Origin of the sequence: Arthrobacter sp. Soil764 (assembly GCF_001428075.1) — a bacterium.
Taxonomy (GTDB): Bacteria; Actinomycetota; Actinomycetes; order Actinomycetales; family Micrococcaceae; genus Arthrobacter.
This window is the reverse complement of the sequence record NZ_LMSI01000023.1, coordinates 68770-87840: the sequence shown is the minus strand read 5'-3', so window position 1 is coordinate 87840 and position 19071 is coordinate 68770. Positions and strand designations below refer to the sequence as shown.

General features: G+C 67.0%; 20 protein-coding genes and 1 pseudogene. 10 read left to right on the top strand and 11 right to left on the bottom strand.

Annotated elements, in window-relative coordinates; translation table 11 throughout:
• Positions 1–41: 41 nt before the first annotated feature.
• The 3 genes and pseudogenes from ASG86_RS17195 to ASG86_RS17190 form a co-directional block, all read right to left on the bottom strand.
• Positions 42–788, bottom strand: a complete 747-nt coding sequence (locus ASG86_RS17195; RefSeq protein ID WP_235565218.1) for a GAF and ANTAR domain-containing protein — start codon at positions 786–788, stop codon at positions 42–44.
• Between the two features lie 137 nt (positions 789–925).
• A complete protein-coding gene (gene pyrE / locus ASG86_RS20815) occupies positions 926–1510 on the bottom strand; it encodes an orotate phosphoribosyltransferase (protein ID WP_200946287.1) in 585 nt (194 codons plus the stop codon).
• 48 nt (positions 1511–1558) lie between these two features.
• Positions 1559–2806: pseudogene (locus ASG86_RS17190) on the bottom strand (FAD-dependent oxidoreductase); the annotation flags it as partial.
• Positions 2807–2881: 75 nt separating this feature from the next.
• Here ASG86_RS17190 and nadE point away from each other — a divergent pair.
• Positions 2882–3736 (top strand): ammonia-dependent NAD(+) synthetase, encoded by an 855-nt coding sequence (gene nadE / locus ASG86_RS17185; protein WP_056337150.1) that lies wholly within the window; start codon positions 2882–2884, stop codon positions 3734–3736.
• A 101-nt stretch (positions 3737–3837) separates the two neighbouring features.
• On the opposite strand, the gene ASG86_RS17180 is transcribed toward nadE, so the two are convergent.
• Complete coding sequence (locus ASG86_RS17180) at positions 3838–4632, bottom strand: IclR family transcriptional regulator (protein WP_056337147.1); 795 nt, start codon at positions 4630–4632, stop codon at positions 3838–3840.
• Between the two features lie 164 nt (positions 4633–4796).
• Between ASG86_RS17180 and ASG86_RS17175 the strand changes: the two genes are divergently transcribed.
• Genes ASG86_RS17175 through ASG86_RS17160 form a run of 4 tightly spaced genes read left to right on the top strand, consistent with a single transcriptional unit; the run spans position 4797 to position 8912 of the window.
• On the top strand, positions 4797–5513 hold the full coding sequence (locus ASG86_RS17175) for a CoA transferase subunit A (RefSeq protein ID WP_056337142.1): 717 nt from the start codon (positions 4797–4799) through the stop codon (positions 5511–5513).
• 49 nt (positions 5514–5562) lie between these two features.
• A complete protein-coding gene (locus tag ASG86_RS17170) occupies positions 5563–7002 on the top strand; it encodes a short-chain fatty acid transporter (protein ID WP_056337139.1) in 1440 nt (479 codons plus the stop codon).
• Between the two features lie 30 nt (positions 7003–7032).
• Positions 7033–7722 carry a CoA transferase subunit B gene (locus tag ASG86_RS17165; RefSeq protein WP_056337137.1) on the top strand — a complete coding sequence of 230 codons (690 nt, stop codon included), beginning with the start codon at positions 7033–7035 and terminating at the stop codon, positions 7720–7722.
• Entirely contained in the window at positions 7719–8912 is a 1194-nt protein-coding gene (locus tag ASG86_RS17160; RefSeq protein ID WP_056337134.1) for an acetyl-CoA acetyltransferase, read from the top strand. Before ASG86_RS17165 ends, ASG86_RS17160 begins: the two co-directional genes overlap by 4 nt.
• Positions 8913–9032: 120 nt before the next feature.
• Here ASG86_RS17160 and ASG86_RS17155 read toward each other — a convergent pair whose 3' ends face one another.
• Both ASG86_RS17155 and ASG86_RS17150 read right to left on the bottom strand, forming a co-directional pair.
• Complete coding sequence (locus tag ASG86_RS17155) at positions 9033–9749, bottom strand: ankyrin repeat domain-containing protein (protein WP_056337131.1); 717 nt, start codon at positions 9747–9749, stop codon at positions 9033–9035.
• A gap of 9 nt (positions 9750–9758) precedes the next feature.
• A complete protein-coding gene (locus tag ASG86_RS17150) occupies positions 9759–10343 on the bottom strand; it encodes a GlcG/HbpS family heme-binding protein (RefSeq protein WP_056337129.1) in 585 nt (194 codons plus the stop codon).
• Positions 10344–10539: 196 nt separating this feature from the next.
• Here ASG86_RS17150 and ASG86_RS17145 point away from each other — a divergent pair, with 196 nt between their 5' ends.
• The 5 genes from ASG86_RS17145 to ASG86_RS17125 all read left to right on the top strand — a co-directional run bounded on the left by ASG86_RS17145 (position 10540) and on the right by ASG86_RS17125 (position 14047).
• Positions 10540–11766, top strand: a complete 1227-nt coding sequence (locus tag ASG86_RS17145; protein ID WP_082566830.1) for a sensor histidine kinase — start codon at positions 10540–10542, stop codon at positions 11764–11766.
• Complete coding sequence (locus tag ASG86_RS17140; protein WP_056337126.1) at positions 11763–12389, top strand: response regulator; 627 nt, start codon at positions 11763–11765, stop codon at positions 12387–12389. The genes ASG86_RS17145 and ASG86_RS17140 overlap by 4 nt, the downstream gene beginning before the upstream one ends.
• Before the next feature lie 131 nt (positions 12390–12520).
• Positions 12521–12724, top strand: coding sequence for a cold-shock protein (locus ASG86_RS17135; RefSeq protein ID WP_013599688.1), 204 nt, complete (start codon positions 12521–12523; stop codon positions 12722–12724).
• A gap of 151 nt (positions 12725–12875) precedes the next feature.
• On the top strand, positions 12876–13211 hold the full coding sequence (locus ASG86_RS17130) for a hypothetical protein (RefSeq protein ID WP_056337123.1): 336 nt from the start codon (positions 12876–12878) through the stop codon (positions 13209–13211).
• A 50-nt stretch (positions 13212–13261) separates the two neighbouring features.
• Entirely contained in the window at positions 13262–14047 is a 786-nt protein-coding gene (locus tag ASG86_RS17125) for a MerR family transcriptional regulator (RefSeq protein WP_056337119.1), read from the top strand.
• Between the two features lie 31 nt (positions 14048–14078).
• On the opposite strand, the gene ASG86_RS17120 is transcribed toward ASG86_RS17125, so the two are convergent.
• From ASG86_RS17120 to ASG86_RS17100, 5 genes are all read right to left on the bottom strand, one after another.
• Positions 14079–15053, bottom strand: coding sequence for an SDR family oxidoreductase (locus ASG86_RS17120; RefSeq protein ID WP_056337115.1), 975 nt, complete (start codon positions 15051–15053; stop codon positions 14079–14081).
• Between the two features lie 167 nt (positions 15054–15220).
• Positions 15221–15889, bottom strand: coding sequence for a DedA family protein (locus ASG86_RS17115; protein ID WP_056337112.1), 669 nt, complete (start codon positions 15887–15889; stop codon positions 15221–15223).
• Positions 15890–16042: 153 nt separating this feature from the next.
• Positions 16043–16819: an enoyl-CoA hydratase gene (locus tag ASG86_RS17110; RefSeq protein WP_056337109.1), complete on the bottom strand. Its 777-nt coding sequence runs from the start codon at positions 16817–16819 to the stop codon at positions 16043–16045.
• Positions 16816–17832 carry a 3-hydroxyisobutyrate dehydrogenase gene (gene mmsB, locus ASG86_RS17105; protein WP_056337107.1) on the bottom strand — a complete coding sequence of 339 codons (1017 nt, stop codon included), beginning with the start codon at positions 17830–17832 and terminating at the stop codon, positions 16816–16818. Before mmsB ends, ASG86_RS17110 begins: the two co-directional genes overlap by 4 nt.
• Positions 17825–18985 (bottom strand): enoyl-CoA hydratase/isomerase family protein, encoded by a 1161-nt coding sequence (locus ASG86_RS17100; protein WP_056337104.1) that lies wholly within the window; start codon positions 18983–18985, stop codon positions 17825–17827. The genes mmsB and ASG86_RS17100 overlap by 8 nt, the downstream gene beginning before the upstream one ends.
• Positions 18986–19071 lie beyond the last annotated feature (86 nt).

The following is a 19071-nucleotide window of genomic DNA, read 5'->3' as shown; positions in this document are numbered from 1 at the left end:
GCAAGCGTAACCTTCACGGGAGCCCCCGCACAACCCGTCCCTTAGGAGCGCACGCCTTGGCTTACCTTGCCCGGTTCCTCGTAGTGCGTCCGGGCACCGGTGCCGCCCACCGAATCCACCAGGGTTTTGGCGATGTCCCGCAGCTTGGTGTTGCTGTTGCTGGACGCCTCGGTGAGGATTTGGACGGCAGCCTGCTGGCTGCAGCGGTTTTGGGCCATGACAATGCCAACGGCGATGTCGATGATGGTGCGGGACTCCAGGGTGGCCCGGAGGTTTGACGCGCTGTCCGCATGCAGTGAGAACCGGACGGCAAGGCGCAGGGCCTGTGAAATCTCGCGGGTGAAGTCCCGTGCCCTGGCCGCGGCATTCCCCTCGAATTTACGGGGAACATCGGAATAGAGGTTCAGGGCCGCCTTGGCCTCGCCCTGCAGGGTGAACGGGAGGGAGAGCACCGAGCGCAGCCCGTGGGACGCCACGGCCGTGGCGTAATCGGGCCCCCACCGGTTCTCCTCCAGGAGGTCGGGAACGTGGACTTCACGTTCCTCCTCAGCGGCCGTAAGGCAGGGGCCCTGGGACAGCGAATACTGGATTTCGTCCACTTCCCGGGCGGAGTCGCTGCTCCAGCCGATGGTGGCCGCCTTGCGGTCGCGCAGCAGGGTGATGCCGCACAGGGCGTCGTCGCCGTCGCCGGCCATCTGGTGGGCGGAGAAACGGGCCAGTTCGTTGAGGAAGTCCTCGAAGTCGGCACTTTCCAGGATGAGGTTCTGGACCTGGTCGGTTGCGCTCAAAGGCTGTTGTGGGGGGAGCAAGGTGCGTGGTCTCCAAGCAACTAAAAAGTGTTACCGCATATCATAAAACAGCGCCAACAGCCCAGCCAACTGCGGTCCGCTTGCCGCCCCGGGCTCTCACCCGGGGCGCTGCAGGACTACGCCAGCCCCAGCTCATCCTTGCCGAAAGCGAACAGATACGGAACGCCTGTTTCCGCTTCGATTTTTTCCTTGGCACCGGTATCCCGGTCCACGATCACGGCCACCGCCACAACGTTGCCCCCGGCTTTCCGGACGCCTTCCACTGCGGTCAGCGCCGACCCACCGGTCGTGGAGGTGTCCTCAAGGACCAGGACCTTGCGCCCCTCGACCGAAGGGCCCTCCACCTGGCGGCCCATGCCGTACGACTTCTGGGCCTTGCGGACCACGAACGCGTCAACGGCCCGGCCGGTATCAGCGGCAGCATGCATCACGGCGGCGCCAACGGGGTCGGCGCCCATGGTCAGTCCGCCCGCGCACTCAAAGTCGATCCCGGCGTCGTCCGCCAGTGCGAGCATTACCTGCCCCACCAGCTTGGACGCCTCGTGGTGCAGGGTGATGCGGCGCAGGTCGATGTAGTAGTCAGCCTCAGCTCCGCTCGAGAGGATCACCTTGCCGCGGACCACGGCGAGTTCCTTGATGAGTTCGAGCAGGCGGGCGCGGGCAGCTGCGGTGTCGACCGCAGTGTCAGTGGGCGAAGTCATGGGCTCAAGTTTAGTGGCTGGGCTGACGGTGAGCGGGCGGGCAAAGCCGGGTGCATGTTCGGGGCGCGGCCCGAAGGCGATAACGCGCGGCAGGACACGCTTGACCACCGGGTTGTGGCGCATGATGAAGAAGGCCAGCCGCTGGATGGAGAGCCCGGCGCGGGCACGATCCCGGGCCAGGACATCCCCGGACAATCTCCCGGCGAAGAGCGGAACGAACACCACCCGGTGCATGATGCGCTGCACGGCCTGCACCATCACCGTGGGCATGCTGCGGCGGCGCTGGATCGCTGCAAGGGTCCGGGTCCGCACCTGGCCCCTACGCAGATCCGGTGCAAGCCGTTCCGCGGCCGCCACCGCGTCCTGGATGGCCAGGTTGATACCCACTCCCCCGGCCGGTGACATGGCATGGGCGGCGTCCCCGATGCACAGGAAACCGTCGGTGTACCAGCGCCGCAGGCGGTTCAGTTTAACGTCCAGCCAATGCAGGTCATCCAGGCTGCGGATCGAATCAACGCGGTCGGCGAGGTCCGGGCGAAGGGCCGCCACGCGCTGCCGGAACCGCTCCACGCCGCCGGCCCTGATCCTGGCATCCGAGCCCTTGGGAGCGAGGTAGCCCAGCTGGTAGTAATCGGTGCGATTGAGGGCAATCATGGCATCCCGGTGGCCCAGTGAGGGCACCACACCCGCCACTTCGCCCTGCTCGGAAGCGTGGCGCGGGAGCCTGAACCACCAGGTGTCGAACGGCACCGGAAACTCCCTGGCGCGCATGCCCGCGGCCTGGCGCAGCACTGAGTGGCGGCCGTCCGCGGCCACCACGACGTCTGCATGGAGGACGTGTTCGGCCCCGCCGGCGTCCCGGTAGCGCACGCCGGTGACCCGGCCGCCGTCGAGCTCCAGGCCGGTGGCCCCGCTCTCCCTGAGGAGCGTGAACGTCGGTTCCGCAGCGGCAGCCGAGGCGAGGAAATCCAGGAAGTCCCATTGGGGCATCATGGCCACGTAGTTGTACGGGGGTTTCAAAGCGTCGAAGGCTGCCAGGGTGACCAGCCCGGTCCCCGGGACCGGTACGGCCACGTTGGTCAGCCGGCTTTGCGGCAGGCTGCGGAACCCGGCGCCCAGGCCAAGTTCGTCGATCAGGCGGATGGTGGAGGCATGCACCGTGTCGCCGCGGAAATCGCGCAGGAAGTCCCGGTGCTTCTCCAGCACTGTCACGTGCACCCCGGCCCGCGCCAGCAACAGCCCCAGCATCATTCCCGCAGGGCCCCCGCCCACCACGGCACACCCCGTTCGCTCCATGCGTTCACGCTACGCCCCGGACGGGCCGCCCGGAACAGTTGAGGGTTGTTGACTGTGCTGGCTAGTCTGGACCACATGCGCGAACTCCAGGCCAAGATCATTGAAGAAATGGGCGTTCAGCCCCGGATCGATCCCGCAGGGGAGGTGCGCAAACGCGTCACGTTCCTCAAGGAATACCTGAAGGCAACCCACACCAAGGGGTTTGTCCTGGGCATCTCCGGCGGCCTGGACTCCTCCCTGGCCGGAAAGCTGGCACAGCTGGCGGTGGATGAGCTTGAGGCCGAAGGCGTGGAGGCCAATTTCGTGGCCGTCCGCCTACCGTACGGCGTGCAGCATGACGAGGAGGACGCCCAGGCCGCATTGGACTTCATCAAGGCCAAGACGGAATGGACGTTCAACATTTCCGCCGCAGTGGACGGTTTTGAAGACGAGTTCGAAAAAACCGTGGGCTCGGAGATCTCCGACTTCCACAAAGGCAACACCAAGGCACGCACCCGCATGATCGCCCAGTATGCATTGGCCGGCGAATTCAACTACCTGGTGCTCGGCACCGACCATGGCGCCGAGTCCGTCACCGGCTTCTTCACCAAGTACGGCGACGGCGGCGCGGACATCCTGCCCCTGTTCGGCCTCAACAAGCGGCAGAACCGGGCCCTGCTGGCTGAACTGGGTGCACCCGCCCGCGTCTGGGAGAAGGTGCCCACCGCCGACCTGCTCGATGACCGGCCCGGACGCACGGACGAGGACGAGCTGGGCCTCAGCTACGACCAGATCGACGACTACCTCGAAGGCCGGGAGGTTCCGGACGCGGTTGCCGAATCGATCGAGCAGAAATACCTCCGGACCCGCCACAAGCGCACCGTGCCGGTGACCATCTTCGACACCTGGTGGAAGCACGAGGGCCCGGAGGAGCCCCGCGCCGGACTCTAGGCAGCCTCGCTGATTTTCCCCACCCTTGGGGAGCACGACGGCGGGCGGCACCGCAACAGGTGCCGCCCGCCGTCGTCGTTCCCCGCCTTTGCCGTAGAGACTCAGCGGGCCCGCGGGCCGCTGCCGCCCCCGCCAAGCTGCTGCGTGATCCGGTGCGCCTCCGCCATGAGGAGGCCGCCCAGTTCCTCCTGCCGTTCCGGCTTGAAGCGCGGCTCAATGCCCGTTAACGACAGCGCCCAGGCAGGTTTCCCGGAGCGGTCGAACACCGCGGCACCCATCCCCCAGCTTCCCTCCAGGACCAGCCCGGGGTTCACCGAATAGCCGGCCAGCCGGGTGCGGGCCAGGTTCTTCCGCACCAGTTCGGGCGTGTGGTTCCCGGCAAACTCACCTGCGTGTTCGTCCCAGCGGCCCAGCAACTCCTCCTGCTCGCTTTCCGGAAGGAAGGCCATGATGGCCGTCCCGGCCGATGCAACCCCCAGTGGGAACCGGACCCCCTCGTGCAGGACGAAGGACCGGACCGGAAAGCTTCCCTCCTCACGCAGCAGGCAGACCGTCCCGGCGCCGCGGCGGATGGAGAAGAAGGCGCTCTCGCCGGTGGCCTGGGCCAGCCGGCGAAGGCTGGGCCGTGCGATATCCTCCATGGGGAACCGCGCCGACGCGACCGAGCCCATGAGCAGGATTTCCGGGCCCAGCACCCAGTTGCCCGTGACGGGGTCATGGTCCAGCAGGCCCTCCGCGGCAAGGGATGTCAGGAGCCGGTGGACGGTGGGACGCGTGAGGCCCGATTCCCGCACGAGGTCCACGAGCGGCATTCCCTCCGCGCTCCGGCCCACCAGCCGCATCAGCCCTGCGATCCGCGTCACCACCTGCGCGCCCTGCACCGGCATGACCGACATAAACCCTCCTAGTGTCCACATTATGGATAGGCGCAATGCTACTGTCCACACTGTAAATGGGCCAGCACGGAATATTGACAGGCCTACAGACCCGCCCGTAGTCTCCAAACTCAGATCCCCGGTATCCACGTAGTGGACACCACCGCGCTCAATGAGGAGACGACATGAAGAAACTCCAGGCTTCTGCCGCCGGCGCCCTGCAAGGGGCACTGCAGGACGGCATGACCCTCGCCGTAGGAGGCTTTGGCTTGAGCGGCATTCCTGCCGATCTGATTGAAGCTGTCCGTGATTCCGGCGTCCGCGACCTCACCGTGGTGTCCAACAACATGGGCGTGGACGGCAAAGGGCTGGGCATCCTGATCGAGGGAGGCCAGGTCCGCAAAGTCATTGCGTCCTACGTCGGTGAAAACAAGCTGTTCGCCGAGCAGTACCTCGCCGGGAGGCTTGAGGTGGAGTTCACCCCCCAGGGCACCCTGGCTGAGCGGCTCCGCGCCGGCGGCGCCGGCATTCCGGCTTTCTACACCAAGACCGGCGTGGGCACCCTGGTTGCCGACGGCAAGCCGCACGAAGTGTTCGACGGCGAAACCTACGTCCAGGAGCGTGCCATCAGGGCCGACGTCGCCCTGGTCCACGCGCACACCGCGGACACGGACGGCAACCTGATTTACCGCTACACCGCCCGGAACTTCAACCCCGTGGTTGCCACCGCCGGCAAACTGACCATCGCCGAGGCGGAAGTGATCGTGGAGCCCGGCCACCTGGACCCGAACCACATCGTGACCCCCGGCGTCTTTGTCCAGCGGCTGGTGCAGGCCACGGACCGGGTCAAGGACATCGAGCAGCGGACCGTCCGGCAGCGCGCCGGCCTGGTCTCCGCCTGACCGCCGGCCAACACCGGAAGAACATCACTCAATGGAGAGAAACGCCGCAATGACCACTACGCAGTTCAACCACCAGGACGTCCGCCAGAAGGGTTTGGCCCTGATGGCTGAAAAGCTGGCCGGCTGGACGCAGAAGTGGTTCCCGGACGCGTACATTTTTGCCCTGGCGGGCGTGCTGCTGGTGGCCGTCGCAGCCTTGGCCATCGGCGCCTCGCCCAAGGCAGTGGTGGATTCGTTCGGCAACGGCTTCTGGGACCTCACCGCCTTCACCCTGCAGATGGCCATGGTGGTGCTGACCGGCTACGTCGTGGCAACCTCGCCGCCCGTGGCCCGGCTGATTGACCGGCTGGCACAGGTGCCAAACTCCGCCCGCACCGCTGTCAGCTTCGTGGCCGTGCTGTCCATGTCGGTGTCGTTCGTGAACTGGGGCCTGAGCCTGATCTTCGGCGGGCTCCTGGCGCGCGCTGTGGCCCGCCGGGCGGACCTGCACGTCGACTACCGGGCCCTGGGCGCGGCTGCCTTCATGGGGCTGGGCGCAGTCTGGGCTTTGGGCATGTCCTCCTCCGCGGCCCAGCTCCAGGCGACAAAGGCCTCCATCCCCCCGGCGCTGCTGAAGATCACCGGCGTCCTGGACTTCGGCACCTCCATTTTCACCTGGCAGTCCCTGCTGACCCTTGTCATCCTGATGCTGCTGACCACCGTCATCGCCCACTTCTCAGCCCCCACCGGCGGCGCCGTCAAAACCGCGGCCGATCTCGGCGTCGACCTTGATGACCAGCCCGAGCCGCCGGCCGAAAAGTCGCGGCCCGGCGAGTGGCTCGAATACAGCAGGGTCCTGCCCATCCTGGCCGGGGTACTGACCCTGGGCTGGCTGGTGTCCCAGCTGCTGACTCTGCCCATCCTGAGCGTGGTCAGCTCGCTGAACGGGTACCTGCTGGTCTTCCTGATGCTGGGGCTGGTGCTGCATGGAACCCCGCGCAAGTTCCTCCAGTCGGTGACCAAGGCTGTACCCGCCACCGCAGGCATTTTGGTCCAGTTCCCGCTCTATGCCGCGATGGCGGCCATCCTGACCAAGGCCACCGGCGCGGGCGGGCTCTCGGTCTCCGAGCACCTGGCGCACTTCTTCACCAGCATCGGCGGCAACGGGGCGTTCGCAGTCATCATCGCCATCTACACAGCCCTCCTGGGCATGTTCGTGCCCTCCGGCGGCGGAAAGTGGCTCGTGGAGGCGCCCTACGTCATGCAGTCAGCCACCGACGTCAACATGAACCTCGGCTGGACCGTGCAGATCTACAACATGGCCGAGGCCCTGCCCAACCTCATCAACCCGTTCTTCATGCTGCCGCTGCTGGCCGTCCTGGGCCTGCGCGCCAGGGACCTGGTGGGCTTCACGTTCCAGCAGTTCCTGTTCCACCTCCCGGTGGTGCTGCTGCTCGCCTGGCTGCTGGGGATGACGTTCGAGTTCGTGCCGCCGGTAATACCCAACTAAGTAGAGCCAAGACCACATAAGGAGAACCCCATGGGATGGACCAGGGATGAAATGGCTGCCATTGCGGCCGAAGAACTAAACGACGGCGACTACGTGAACCTGGGGATCGGCATCCCCACGCTGGTGGCCAACAACCTGCCCGACGGCGTGCGGGTGGTCCTGCAGAGCGAGAACGGGCTGCTGGGCATGGGCCCGTTCCCCTACGAGGGCGAAGAGGACGCTGACCTTATCAACGCCGGCAAGCAGACCGTCACGGTACTGCCCGGCGGAAGTATCTTCGACTCCGCCACCTCCTTCGGGATGATCCGCGGCGGGCACGTCAAGGTGGCCATCCTCGGTGCCATGCAGGTGTCCGGCAACGGGGACCTGGCCAACTGGACCATCCCCGGAAAAATGGTCAAGGGCATGGGCGGCGCCATGGACCTGGTGGCCGGGACACCGCGGGTAGTGGTCCTCACTGAACACAACGCCAAGGACGGCACCGCAAAGATCGTCCGCGAGTGCACGCTCCCCCTGACCGGGCTCAGCTGTGTGGACCGGATCATCAGCGACCTTGCGGTCTTCGACCTTGAAAAGGCGGACGACGGCGGACGGCGGCTCACGCTGACCCGGCTTGCTCCGGGGGTCACCGCGGAGGAGATCCGGGAAAAGACCGAAGCCGCGTTCGACGTCGCCCCCTCCCTCGACTCAACGCCCACTTTTGAAGGAGCCACAGCATGAGCCTCAAGAACCAGTTCGGCAAGGATGTCCTGATCACGGGCTGGGGGCACAGCAAATTCGGGAAACTCAGCGACGATACCCTGGAATCCCTCATCGTCCAGGTGGCCACGGACGCCATCAGCAGCGCGGGCGTTGAACCGGGCCAGGTCGACGAAATCTACGTGGGACAGTTCAACTCCGGCATGATGCCGCTGGCGTTTCCCTCCTCCCTGGCACTGCAGGTCTCCCGCGACCTGGCCAACGTCCCGTCCACCCGTGTGGAGAACGCCTGCGCCTCCGGTTCGGCCGCCTTCCAGCAGGGCACCAAATCACTGCTGGCCGGCACCGCCAGGACTGTCCTGGTGATCGGCGCCGAGAAGATGACCCACGCGGGAGCGGATGTGGTGGGCGCCGGACTGCTGGGCGCGGACTATGACATGGCCGGCAAGCCTTCCACCACCGGCTTCACCGGGCTCTTCGCCGAGGTCGCGAAGCACTACGCCAAACGCTACGACGCCGACGGGAACCTGGGCGACGTCCTGGGCACCATCGCGGCGAAGAACCACCGCAACGGTGTGGACAACCCGTACGCCCAGCTCCGCAAGGACCTCGGCGAGGAGTTCTGCCAAACCGTTTCAGACAAGAACCCGATGGTGGCCGATCCCCTGCGCCGCACGGACTGTTCCCCTGTCTCCGACGGAGCGGCCGCCGTCGTGCTGTCCGTTTCACCCACCGGCGGCGCCACGGCCCCCGTTCGGCTTGCCGGCTTCGGCCAGGCCAACGATTTCTTCCCCGCCGCACGCCGCGACCCCACCGCCTTCGAAGCCACCCGCGTCTCGTGGCAGCGCGCCCTGGCGATGGCCGGCGTCGGGCTGGAAGACCTGGACTTCGCCGAGGTGCACGACTGCTTCACCATCGCCGAACTGCTCATGTACGAGGCCATGGGCCTGACCGAACCCGGCCAGGGCTCCCGCGCGCTGAAGGAAGGCTGGGTCTTCAGGGACGGCAAGCTGCCCATCAACGTCTCCGGCGGCCTTAAGTCCAAGGGCCACCCCGTGGGTGCCACCGGTGTTTCCCAGCACGTCCTGGCAGCCATGCAGCTGACCGGGACAGCCGGGGACATGCAGCTGGCCGCCCCGCGCCGGGCTGCCGTCCAAAACATGGGCGGCGTGGGCATCGCCAACTACGTGAGCATCCTCGAAGCCGTCTAGCATCCTGCGGTGGGGCCCGCCATCGTGGGGCACTTTGACGCCGCCGGCGGCCCTTCCCGGCAATAACGACGGCGTGTCCGTGCCAAAGTGCCCCACGACGGCCAGTGGGGCCCGGATAGGTTAGGCAGCGCCGCGGATCGCCGCCGCGAGCTCCTTGAAACCGAGCCGCTCCGCGTTCTGCAGGGCCGTCCGCCCTTCCGGATCGCGGATGGCAGGGTCTGCCCCGGCTTCCAGGAGGAGCCGCACCACCTCCTGCTGACGCGGGCCGCCGTTGTTGAGCACCACGGCCTCCTGCATGGCGGTCCAGCCCAGGTTGTTCACGTGGTTGACGGGGACGCCGGCCGTAATGAGCATCCTGACCGTCTCCACGTGCCCGTGCTCGCTGGCGGGGATCAGGGCAGTGCCGCCGTAGCGGTTGGTTGCGGCCACGTCCGCCCCGGCCGCCAGGGTCAGCTGCAGCACCTCATTGAAGCCCTCGGCACCCGCATACAGGAATGCCGAATCCTGGATGGAGTCCTTGGCGTTGACGTCCCCTCCGCGGCTGATGAGTTGGGCTACCAAGGGCGCATTGTTGGCTTTCGCGGCAGCAATCAACTCCTGGTCGAGCTGCGACTGCTCAGCGGTTGAAAGGGCAGCAGCGGAGGTGGCGGGAGCCGACGTCGGGGAAGTGCCGTCACGAGATGGCACGGCGGTGCCCGGGCCGCCGGGACTGACAGAGTCAACGGATGGCGGAGAGTCTACTTCTTGAGGTTCACCGGGGCTGGCCTGGCAGCCGGCCAGGAACATGGCCAGGCCCATGCCGGTAATGAGCAATGCCCCGGTGCGGTACCGCCCCATAGGCGCAGCCTACTTTGCAGTTCCGGCGGCGGCGATGGCGTCCGCCCCGGCGGTGGCGCAGGCTTCATCCAGGGCACCGTCGGGCGCTCCACCCACACCGATGCCGGCCACGGAAACGCCGTTGACCTTCAGCGGGACGCCGCCGGCCAAAAAGAGGGTTCCCGGCAGGTCCGCGATCGAGGGGCCGTTGCCGTTGACGCGCTTGGCCAGCTCGCTGGTGGGGGTGCCGAAGGCCGCGGCGGTGTAGGCCTTTTGCTTGGCGGCCTCAATGGTGTGGGCAGCGGCGTTGTCTCCCCGCAGCAGTGCCTGGACGGTGCCAAAGCGGTCAACGAGTGCAACGGTGACGAACGGCAGTTTGTCCGCCTGGCACTTGGCGAGCGCCGCTGAGACAGCCTGGGCGGAGGCTGTGGCAGAGATGCGGTTCTGCTGCACCACCGTCTCCGGCGCTGGCTGGACATCAACGGCAGGTACGACGGCGGGTGTTTCAGGGCCGCTGACACGGCCAGTACCGGCGTTGGCGGCTGCGGTGGCTCCGGCCGTCACCAGGATTGCCCCGGCTGCTGCGGCGGCGAGTACTTTGTGGGACTTGTTCATAATGCGTTCCTTGGGTTGGGTGGTCCTTGTTGCCGGTTTCCATCCTTCAGGGCCGCGGTTGGCGCCGCATCGGGCGTTCGTCTGTCCCTGGCTGGCCCGAAAGGCCAGCCGTATCAGCCAAAAGGCTGAGGGACCGGACCGCCCTGGAGCCCTAGCATGGAAGGCAGTGAATCCAACCATGAGATCCGGACCCCGCATGCCTGGCAGAGACACCATCCCAACCACGGGCCCCGCGGCCGCCGTTGCAGCCGACGGCAACGGGTCCCGTCCGGCGCCGCCCACCCCCAAGGAACGCCTGGGCAGCATCGAGGCCGCAGTCCATCTAGGCTTCGCAGTGCTCCTGGTGGCATCGGTGGTGCGGTACGTCATGAGGCACTCCCCGGCGGACAACCTTGTGGTCCTGGGACTCGCCGCCGCCGCCTGCCTGCTGTACGCCGTCGTGGCCCTGCTCCCGCTGCGGGACCGGCACCCTGCCCCGTGGATGGTTGCGCTGGTGGCGGTCTGGGCGGTCCTGGTAGTGGCAGCTCCGAGCTTCGCGTGGTGTTCCTTCGCCCTTTTCTTCCTGTGCAGGAGTGTGCTGCGCGGTGCCGCGTCCTACGTCCTGGCGGGTGCCATCACCCTGGCAACCGCGGCCGGACTGTTTCGGTTGGGCAACGGCACAGACGTAGCCATGCTGCTGGGACCTGTGGCAGTCGGAGTGATGCTGACGCTTATCTACGACCGGATACAGCACGACGCCGAGGAGCAGCGCCGCCTGAACGCGGAGGTTTCGCGTGCCCAGGTCCAGCTGGCGGCGAGTGAACGCCGTGCGGGCACCATCGCCGAACGGGAAAGGGTGTCCCGTGAAATCCACGACACCGTCACCCAGGGCCTGGCCAGCAGCCTGCTCCTGCTCGAAGCGGCGGGCCGTGCGTGGCCGGGCGCGGCAGCGCAGGAGGATCTTCACCAGGCCGCCGGCCTGCTCCGCACCAACCTGGCGGAAACCCGCAGCCTGGTACACGAGCTTGCCTCCCCTGGGCTGGAATCAACGCCGTTGCCGGAGGCGCTGCTGCTTGCTGCCCGGCAGTACGTGCCGGAAGCCACCCTCACGGTGACGGGCGCGCCGGGGCCGGTCCCGCCGGACGTACGGCACGCGCTGCTGCGGGTGGTGCAGAGCGCGGCCTCCAACATCGCGCTGCACGCTTCGGCAACAGTTGCGGCCCTGACGGTGGGCTTCCTGCCCGACTCCGTCACTTTGGACATATATGACGACGGCGCAGGTTTTGACCCAGCGGCGGCAGCTCCGCCGTCGAGCGCCGGAGGGTACGGCCTGCGGGCCATGCGGCAGCGGGTGGAGCAGCTGGGTGGCCTTTTCTCAGTGCAAAGCACTCCCGGCGAAGGGACCATCGTGGCCGCGCAACTGCCGTTGGAGGCTGCTAAATGAGCAGAATCACGGTCCTGCTGGTGGACGACCACCTGGTGGTCCGGAGCGGCCTGCGTGCGCTTCTGGGAACCCAGCCTGACATGGAAGTCGTTGCCGAGGCATCATCGGGCGGGGAGGCGTTGGAGCTGGTGCGCGTGCACTCCCCGGCGGTGGTGGTGATGGACCTTGCCATGGGCCCGGGCATGGATGGAATCGAAGCGATCAGGCGGATCCGGGATCTCGACAGCCGGCAGGCGATCCTGGTTTTCACCACCTACGACTCGGATGCCGATATTGTCCGGGCAGTGGACTCCGGGGCCATGGGCTACCTCTTGAAGGATGCCGCCCCGGAGGAGATTTTTGCCGCCATCCGGGGCGCGGTGCAGGGCAGGAGCGTGATGAGCCCGCCGGTGGCCTCGCGGTTGTTCCAGCAGCTGCGCAACCCGGACGAGGTGCTCACCCCCCGTGAGGCCGAACTGCTCAGTCTGCTCACCGAGGGCCTGAGCAACCGCGAACTCGGGCGGCGGCTCTTTATCTCCGAGGCCACCGTCAAAACCCATCTGGCGCACATCTACGCCAAGCTCGGTGTGGATACCCGGGCGGCCGCGATTGCCACCGCGATCCGCCGCGAGGGGATGCGGTAACAGGGCTTTATGGCCAATACCCTTGCACCATGGCCCCGCGCCCCGTACGTTGGGGACTGCGGGGGACGTTCTCCGCACACTCCGGGATGATCCCCGGAGAGAGAATCAGAGTCACATGAAGGAATGCAGCCATGGCAACAGGCACAGTTAAATGGTTCAACGCCGAAAAGGGTTTTGGCTTCATTGCCCCCGATGACGGGTCCGCTGACGTTTTCGCCCACTACTCGGCAATCGCCTCCAGCGGATACCGCTCCCTGGACGAGAACCAGAAGGTCGAATTCGATGTGACCCAGGGCCCCAAGGGTCCGCAGGCAGAGAACATCCGCCCGCTCTAAGTCTTCGGCGGCCTCCGGCAACTGCCGGGACCCCATCCAGCGGCCCCTCCACCCCAGGTGGACGGGCCGCTGTTTTGTGCGCCGCCGTTGTCGGGGCCGCTGATTTTTTATGGTCACCGCACCCCGGTTCTCCTTTTGGGATAATTGATCCATGACCGGACAGGAAGAGGACAGGGATCCCTGGGACGAGTTTGACGCCCTCGGACCCGCCGCGCCGGATCGCGTGCCGGGCCAACCCGGCGGGGAGCCGCACGGTTTTGGCTTCCGCACCGGGGTACGCAGCGCCAAGGTGGCCGTCGGTTTTGCCGTTTACGCGCTGGCGCTGGGAACCATTTTGGCCCTGACCGGATGCATCGTCTTCATTAGCCGGCAACAGTGGCTGCTGACCGGCCTCATGCTGGTGTTCGAGGCGGTCTTCGTTTTCGCTTTCACCCGGTTGGTTGCCCAGGCACGGCGCCGCTCTCCGCGGGGGCGCCAGGTCCGCTGACAGACCGGCGCCCTTGACCTTGACGCAGCGTCAAACCCTAGGCTCGGAGCATGGAAGAAACCCCCGCAACGGGCGGACGGGACTGGTCCATCCAGGACGTCGCCAGGATTGCCGGCACCACCAGCCGCACGCTGCGCCACTATGACGACATTGGACTGCTGAAGCCCAGCCGGGTGGGCAGCAATGGTTACCGCTATTACGACGGCGCCGCCCTCCTTCAGCTGCAGCGCATTCTCTTGCTGCGGGAGCTGGGACTGGGCCTGCCGGCCATCGCGGAAGTCTTCCACCGCCACACCGATCCGGTCACCGCGCTCACCCGCCATCTCGACTGGCTTGGCCAGGAGCAGCAGCGGCTGGCACGGCAGATCCAGTCGGTGCGGCAAACAATCGAAACAGTAAGGGCAGGAGGCCAACTGATGGCAGAGGACATGTTCGAGGGCTTCGACCACACCCAGTACAAGGATGAGGTGGAGCAACGGTGGGGCAAGGATGCCTACGCGACATCCGACGCCTGGTGGCGCGGCATGCCGGCGGACGAAAAGCGGGAATGGAAGTCCAGGGTGGAGGCTCTTGGCCGGGACTGGGCCGCTGCGGCCCAGTCCGGAGTGGCCGCGGACGGTCCGGAAGCGCGGGAGCTGGCAGCCCGGCACGTCGCGTGGCTGAAGTCCATTCCCGGTACTCCCGCAGCCGACCACGGCGGCGACACCAAGGCATATGTGTTGGGGCTGGCGGACATGTACGTGGACGACCCGCGCTTCGCCGCCAATTACGGCGGGGTGGAAGGGGCCGGCTTCGTCCGGGCAGCGCTTCGCAGTTTCGCGGCGAAGTTCCTTTAGGGCGACGGCGACGGCGGCGGCGGCGTCAGCGTCAGCGGCTGCGCCTCCACAGCACGGCGGCGGCCCCGGCCGCCGCCGTGGCAACAACCATCCTGCGCCGCCCCGTCCGCCGTCCGCCGTGCCAGCCACCGCTGACCGCGGCCTTGCGGGTATGGCCCGACGGCTCATAGAGGACTCCCGTCGAGGCTGTTGCCGGCTTCTTCCGGGACAGGTGGGTTTTCTCCACCTGTACGGCCATGGCCCCTTCCACTTTGGCCGGCGTGAGCTTGTGCTGGAGGACCAGCAGCCGGCCGGCCGGACCCACCACGGCTTCGCGGCGCGGTTTGGCTGCCAGGCTGACGATGGTTCGGGCCACCCGCTCCGCCGCATAGACGGGCGGCATGGCCACCACTTTCCGTCCCGTGTAGTTGGCGGCGTGCTGGAAGAAGGGAGTGTCGATGGCCGCGGGCAATACGGTGCAGACCTTCACCTTGCGGTTGCCGTCCAACTGCAGCTCTGAACGGATGCTCACGCTGAGGGCACGGACAGCAGCTTTGGACATGGAGTAAGCCGCGGTATAGGGCTGGGAAACCTCGCCCACGATGGATCCGACGTTGATCAGGACTCCGGAGCGCTGGGCCCGGAACCGCGGCAGGGCGGCCCGTGCACCATTGACGTATCCACCGATGTTCACGTCCAGGACGCGCCGGAAATCCGCCAGGGGAACATCAGTGATCCGGCCGAAGACACCGACGGCGGCGTTGTTCACCCACACGTCCAGGCGCCCGAACTCCTCCACTGCACGGGCCGCCAGTGCGTCAACGCTGTCGGCGTCCGTCACATCCGTGGGAACCGCCACCGCCCTTCCACCCCGCTTGCCCACCTCGTGCACCAGGCTTTCCAGAGCACCGGCGCTGCGCGCGGCAAGGACCAGACGGGCACCTTTGTCCGCAAATTCGAGCGCCGTGGCACGTCCGATGCCGCTGGAGGCTCCTGTGATGACCACGACTGCCTTCTTGACCCGCATCCCGCCTCCGTCCCGCGCTCCCTGGGCGCCAACAAAAACACTAAGTATGCTTACCAGTGCGATGCTATCGGGAGGCGCGCTGCGGGACAAGGTTCCGGCAGCCCGGTTTTAAGCGCGGAAAGCCTGCTGTGGCAGGGCTTGGGCGGCTGCGACTCAGCGGCTGGGACTCAGCGGTTGGCGCCGGCGCGGCCAGCCCTGGCCCTCTTCGTACGGCGGATGACGAGCAACACTACGGCAACGGCCAGTGCGGCGTAGACGGCGTAGTTAAGGAACCGGGAATACTCCTCGATGAGCCGGTACTGGGTGCCCAGGAGGTAGCCGAGCCCGATGAGGGCGCCATTCCACAGCCCGCTCCCGGCAAGCGTGAAGAGGCTGAAGGTGGCCAGGGGCATGCCTGCCGCCCCGGCCGGGAGCGAAATAAGGCTGCGGACGCCGGGCAACAGGCGGCCAAAGAAAATGGATGACCTGCCGTGGCGGCGGAACCAGCCTGCCGCGTGCTCGAAGTCTTCTCGGTCAACCAAGGGCAGTTTGGACAACCACCGGATGGACCGTTCGAGCCCCAGTTTGGCGCCGAGCCAATAGAGCAGCAGCGCACCCAGGTACGCCCCAAGGGTACTGGTGGCAAAGACGAGGAGGAGGTTCAGGGAGCCCTGTTTGGCGAGGTAGCCCGCCAAGGGGAGGATCACCTCGCTGGGGATGGGAGGCACCACCGTTTCGGCAAGCGTGAAGCCGCCAACGCCCCACTCCCCCAGAGTATCGATGGCCCTCGCCGCGAAGCCGACGATTCCAGTGAGTCCCTCAGTGGGGCTGGCTGCGCCGGTCATGATTGTCCACATACGCCCATCCCATCCGCCTGCATGCCTTGGCCGCGCGGCGGCCCGTCTTCCCTACCTTACGGGTCGCCGCGCAGCGTGCCGTGCCGGTTCATCCGCCGCCCTGCAAGCAACCGGACAGGCCGCCGGACCAGTTCCCCGGAAGCGGCACCCGGCTTAACGGTGCCGAAATTCAGGCTGGCGCTTCCCCGTGAACGCCGCCATGCCTTCCTTCTGGTCCTCGGTGGCGAACAGGGAGTGGAAGAGCCGCCGTTCGAACAGCACCCCCTGGGCCAGCCCGGTTTCGAAGGCGGCGTTTACCGCTTCTTTCGCGGCCATGGTGACCGGTTTGGACTTGGACGCGATCACTTCTGCGGCCTTAATGGCCTCACTCACCACATCCTCCGCCGGCACCACCCGGGACACCAGGCCGCACCGGTCCGCTTCCTCCGCATCGATGAACCTGCCGGTCAGGATCAGATCCATTGCTTTTGCCTTGCCTATTGCACGGGTGAGCCGCTGCGAGCCGCCCATGCCGGGAAGCACGCCAAGGTTGATCTCGGGCTGGCCGAACTTGGCGTTGTCCCCGGCGATGATGAGGTCGCACATCATGGCCAGTTCGCAGCCGCCGCCCAGGGCAAACCCGGACACCGCCGCGATGGTGGGAATCCGCAGCCGCGTGAAGTCCTCCCAGCCCCGGAACCAGTCCGCCGTGTACATGTCCATGTAGCCCTGGTCCGCCATCTCCTTGATGTCGGCTCCCGCTGCAAAGGCCTTGCCGGAGCCGGTAATCACCACGGCCCCGATTCCGGGATCGGAATCCATGGCGGTAACGGCTGCGACAAACTCCTCCATGGTGGCCTTGTTCAATGCGTTTAGCGCGGAGGGCCTGTTGAGGGTCACCAGCCCTACCCTGCCCTGCTGCTCCACCAGGATGTTGGCGTACTCCGTCATTCGGGGCTCCCGTCGTCGTGTGCTGTTGTAGTGCGGCGCCGGTCCGGCAACTGGGTGCCGGCGCGCTCCCCTGCCGGGTCACCGCCGTCGTGCTGTCCATGGACCTGCGATGAGTCGCGGATGTCCGTAATGATGGCCGAGAAGTCGCGGCCTGCGCCGCCCTCCGCGGCAAACCTATCGTAGATGCGGGCGGCCAGCGGTCCCATCTGTCCCGCCACCCCCGTGCTGTCCAGGGCGTTGACGGCGAGATTGAGGTCCTTGGCCATGAGCGCTGCGGCGAAGCCTGGCTGGTAGTCCCGGTTGGCGGGGCTGGCGGGAACCGGTCCGGGCACGGGGCAGTTGGTGGTCAGTGCCCAGCACTGGCCGGACGCTGCGGATGCGACGTCGAACAGGGCCTGGTGGGTCAGGCCCAGCTCTTCGCCGAGCACGAAAGCCTCGCTGACTGCAATCATGGAGACGCCCAGGATGAGGTTGTTGCAGATCTTGGCGGCCTGGCCGGCTCCATGCCCGCCGCAATGCACCACCCGCTTGCCCATGACCTCCAGGAGCGGCAACACCGCCTGGAAATCCGCCACGTCGCCGCCGGCCTGGAACGTCAAGGTGCCTGCCTCGGCCCCCACCACCCCGCCGGAGACGGGGGCGTCAACGGAACGGTGGCCCGCTTCGATGGCCAGCCGGGCGGCCTCCCGGGCCTCGTCCACATTGATGGTGGAGCAGTCCAGGAAGATCGTTCCAGCGGCTGCCGCGGCCAGCAGCCCGGGTCCGTCAGGGCCGCCCAGGTAGGCATCCAGGACGTGGCCGCCGCTGGGGAACATGGTGAGGACCACGTCGGCACCGTCCACCGCCTCCAGGGCGCTCCCTGCCACCGGAATGCCCTGGGCGCGGGCCGCTTGGAGGGCTTCGGGCACCACATCGAAACCAGCCACCCGGTAACCGGCGCGGACCAGGTTCAGGGCCATGGGACCGCCCATGTGGCCCAGGCCCAGGAAGGCCACCCTGCTCTTTTCAGGCACGGTCCGCCTCCTTTCCCTGCACTTCAGGCTGCGGGTTCTGTTCAGGCAGGGAGCGCCGTTCAGCCTGTGGGTGCAAATCCAGTTCCCCGCCGTCCAGGGGCTGGAAGAACCTGTCCACCTGTCCGGGAAGCACCTCTGCCAGGGTGGCAGGTTTCCAGTGCGGGTTCCTGTCCTTGTCCACCACCTGGGCGCGGATTCCTTCGCGGAAATCAGGTCCGGCCAGGAAGCGGATTCCTGCCCGGTACTCCTGGGCCAGCGATTCGTCCAAGGTCAGGGCGGCGGCGCGGCGCAGGGACGCCAGGGTGACCTTGACCGAGGTAGGCGACTTGGCTTCGATCGTGGCGGCGGCTTCCGCGGCTTCTGCCTCCCCGGGCCCGGTCCAGGCCCGAAGCCGGGCGACGATTTCCCCTGCGTCGTCCGAGGCGTAGCAGGCATCAATCCACTCCCGCTGCCCGGCCAGCACCGAGGCTGGCGGCTCCTCGACAAAACGGGCGACGGCGGCGTCCGGACTTTCATGCTCCAGCGCAGCCACGAGGCCTGGCAGCGCGTCCGACGGAACGTAATGGTCCGCAAGGCCCAGGAACAAGGCATCCCCCGCTCCCAGGTGCGCTCCCGTCAGGGCGGCATGGGTTCCGGATTCCCCTGGTGCACGTGCAAGCAGGAAGGTCCCGCCGACGTCCGGCGCAAAGCCAATGGTGGTTTCCGGCATCCCCATCCTGGTCCGCTCGGTGACCACGCGGACGTCCCCGTGCGCGGAGATCCCCACCCCGCCGCCCAGGACCAGCCCGTCCATGAGGGCCACGTAGGGCTTGGGGTACCGGGCAATCAGCGAGTTCAGGCGGTATTCGGTCTGCCAGAAATCCGCCGTCGCGTTTCCGCCGTGCAGCATGTCCTGGTAGATGGCCACGATGTCTCCGCCCGCGCACAGGCCCCGCTCCCCGGCGCCCTGCACCAGGACGGCGGCCACGCCGTCGTCCCCTGCCCATGCGGTTAGCTGCCGCAGGAGCAGGTCCACCATTCCCGCGGTGAGTGCATTGACCGCCCTGGGCCGGTTGAGGGTGATCACGCCCAGCGGGCCGCGGCGTTCAAAGAGTACGTCCGCGCCTGCGCTCTCCGCTTCGCTGTGCGTTGTGTTGTCCGTGGCTGCTGTCATCGGCTGGGTGCTCCTTCGCATGGTGGCCGGATGAGTGATCCAGGTCATTCTGTTGCGAATATACCCGCCGCTTCATACCCGTAACC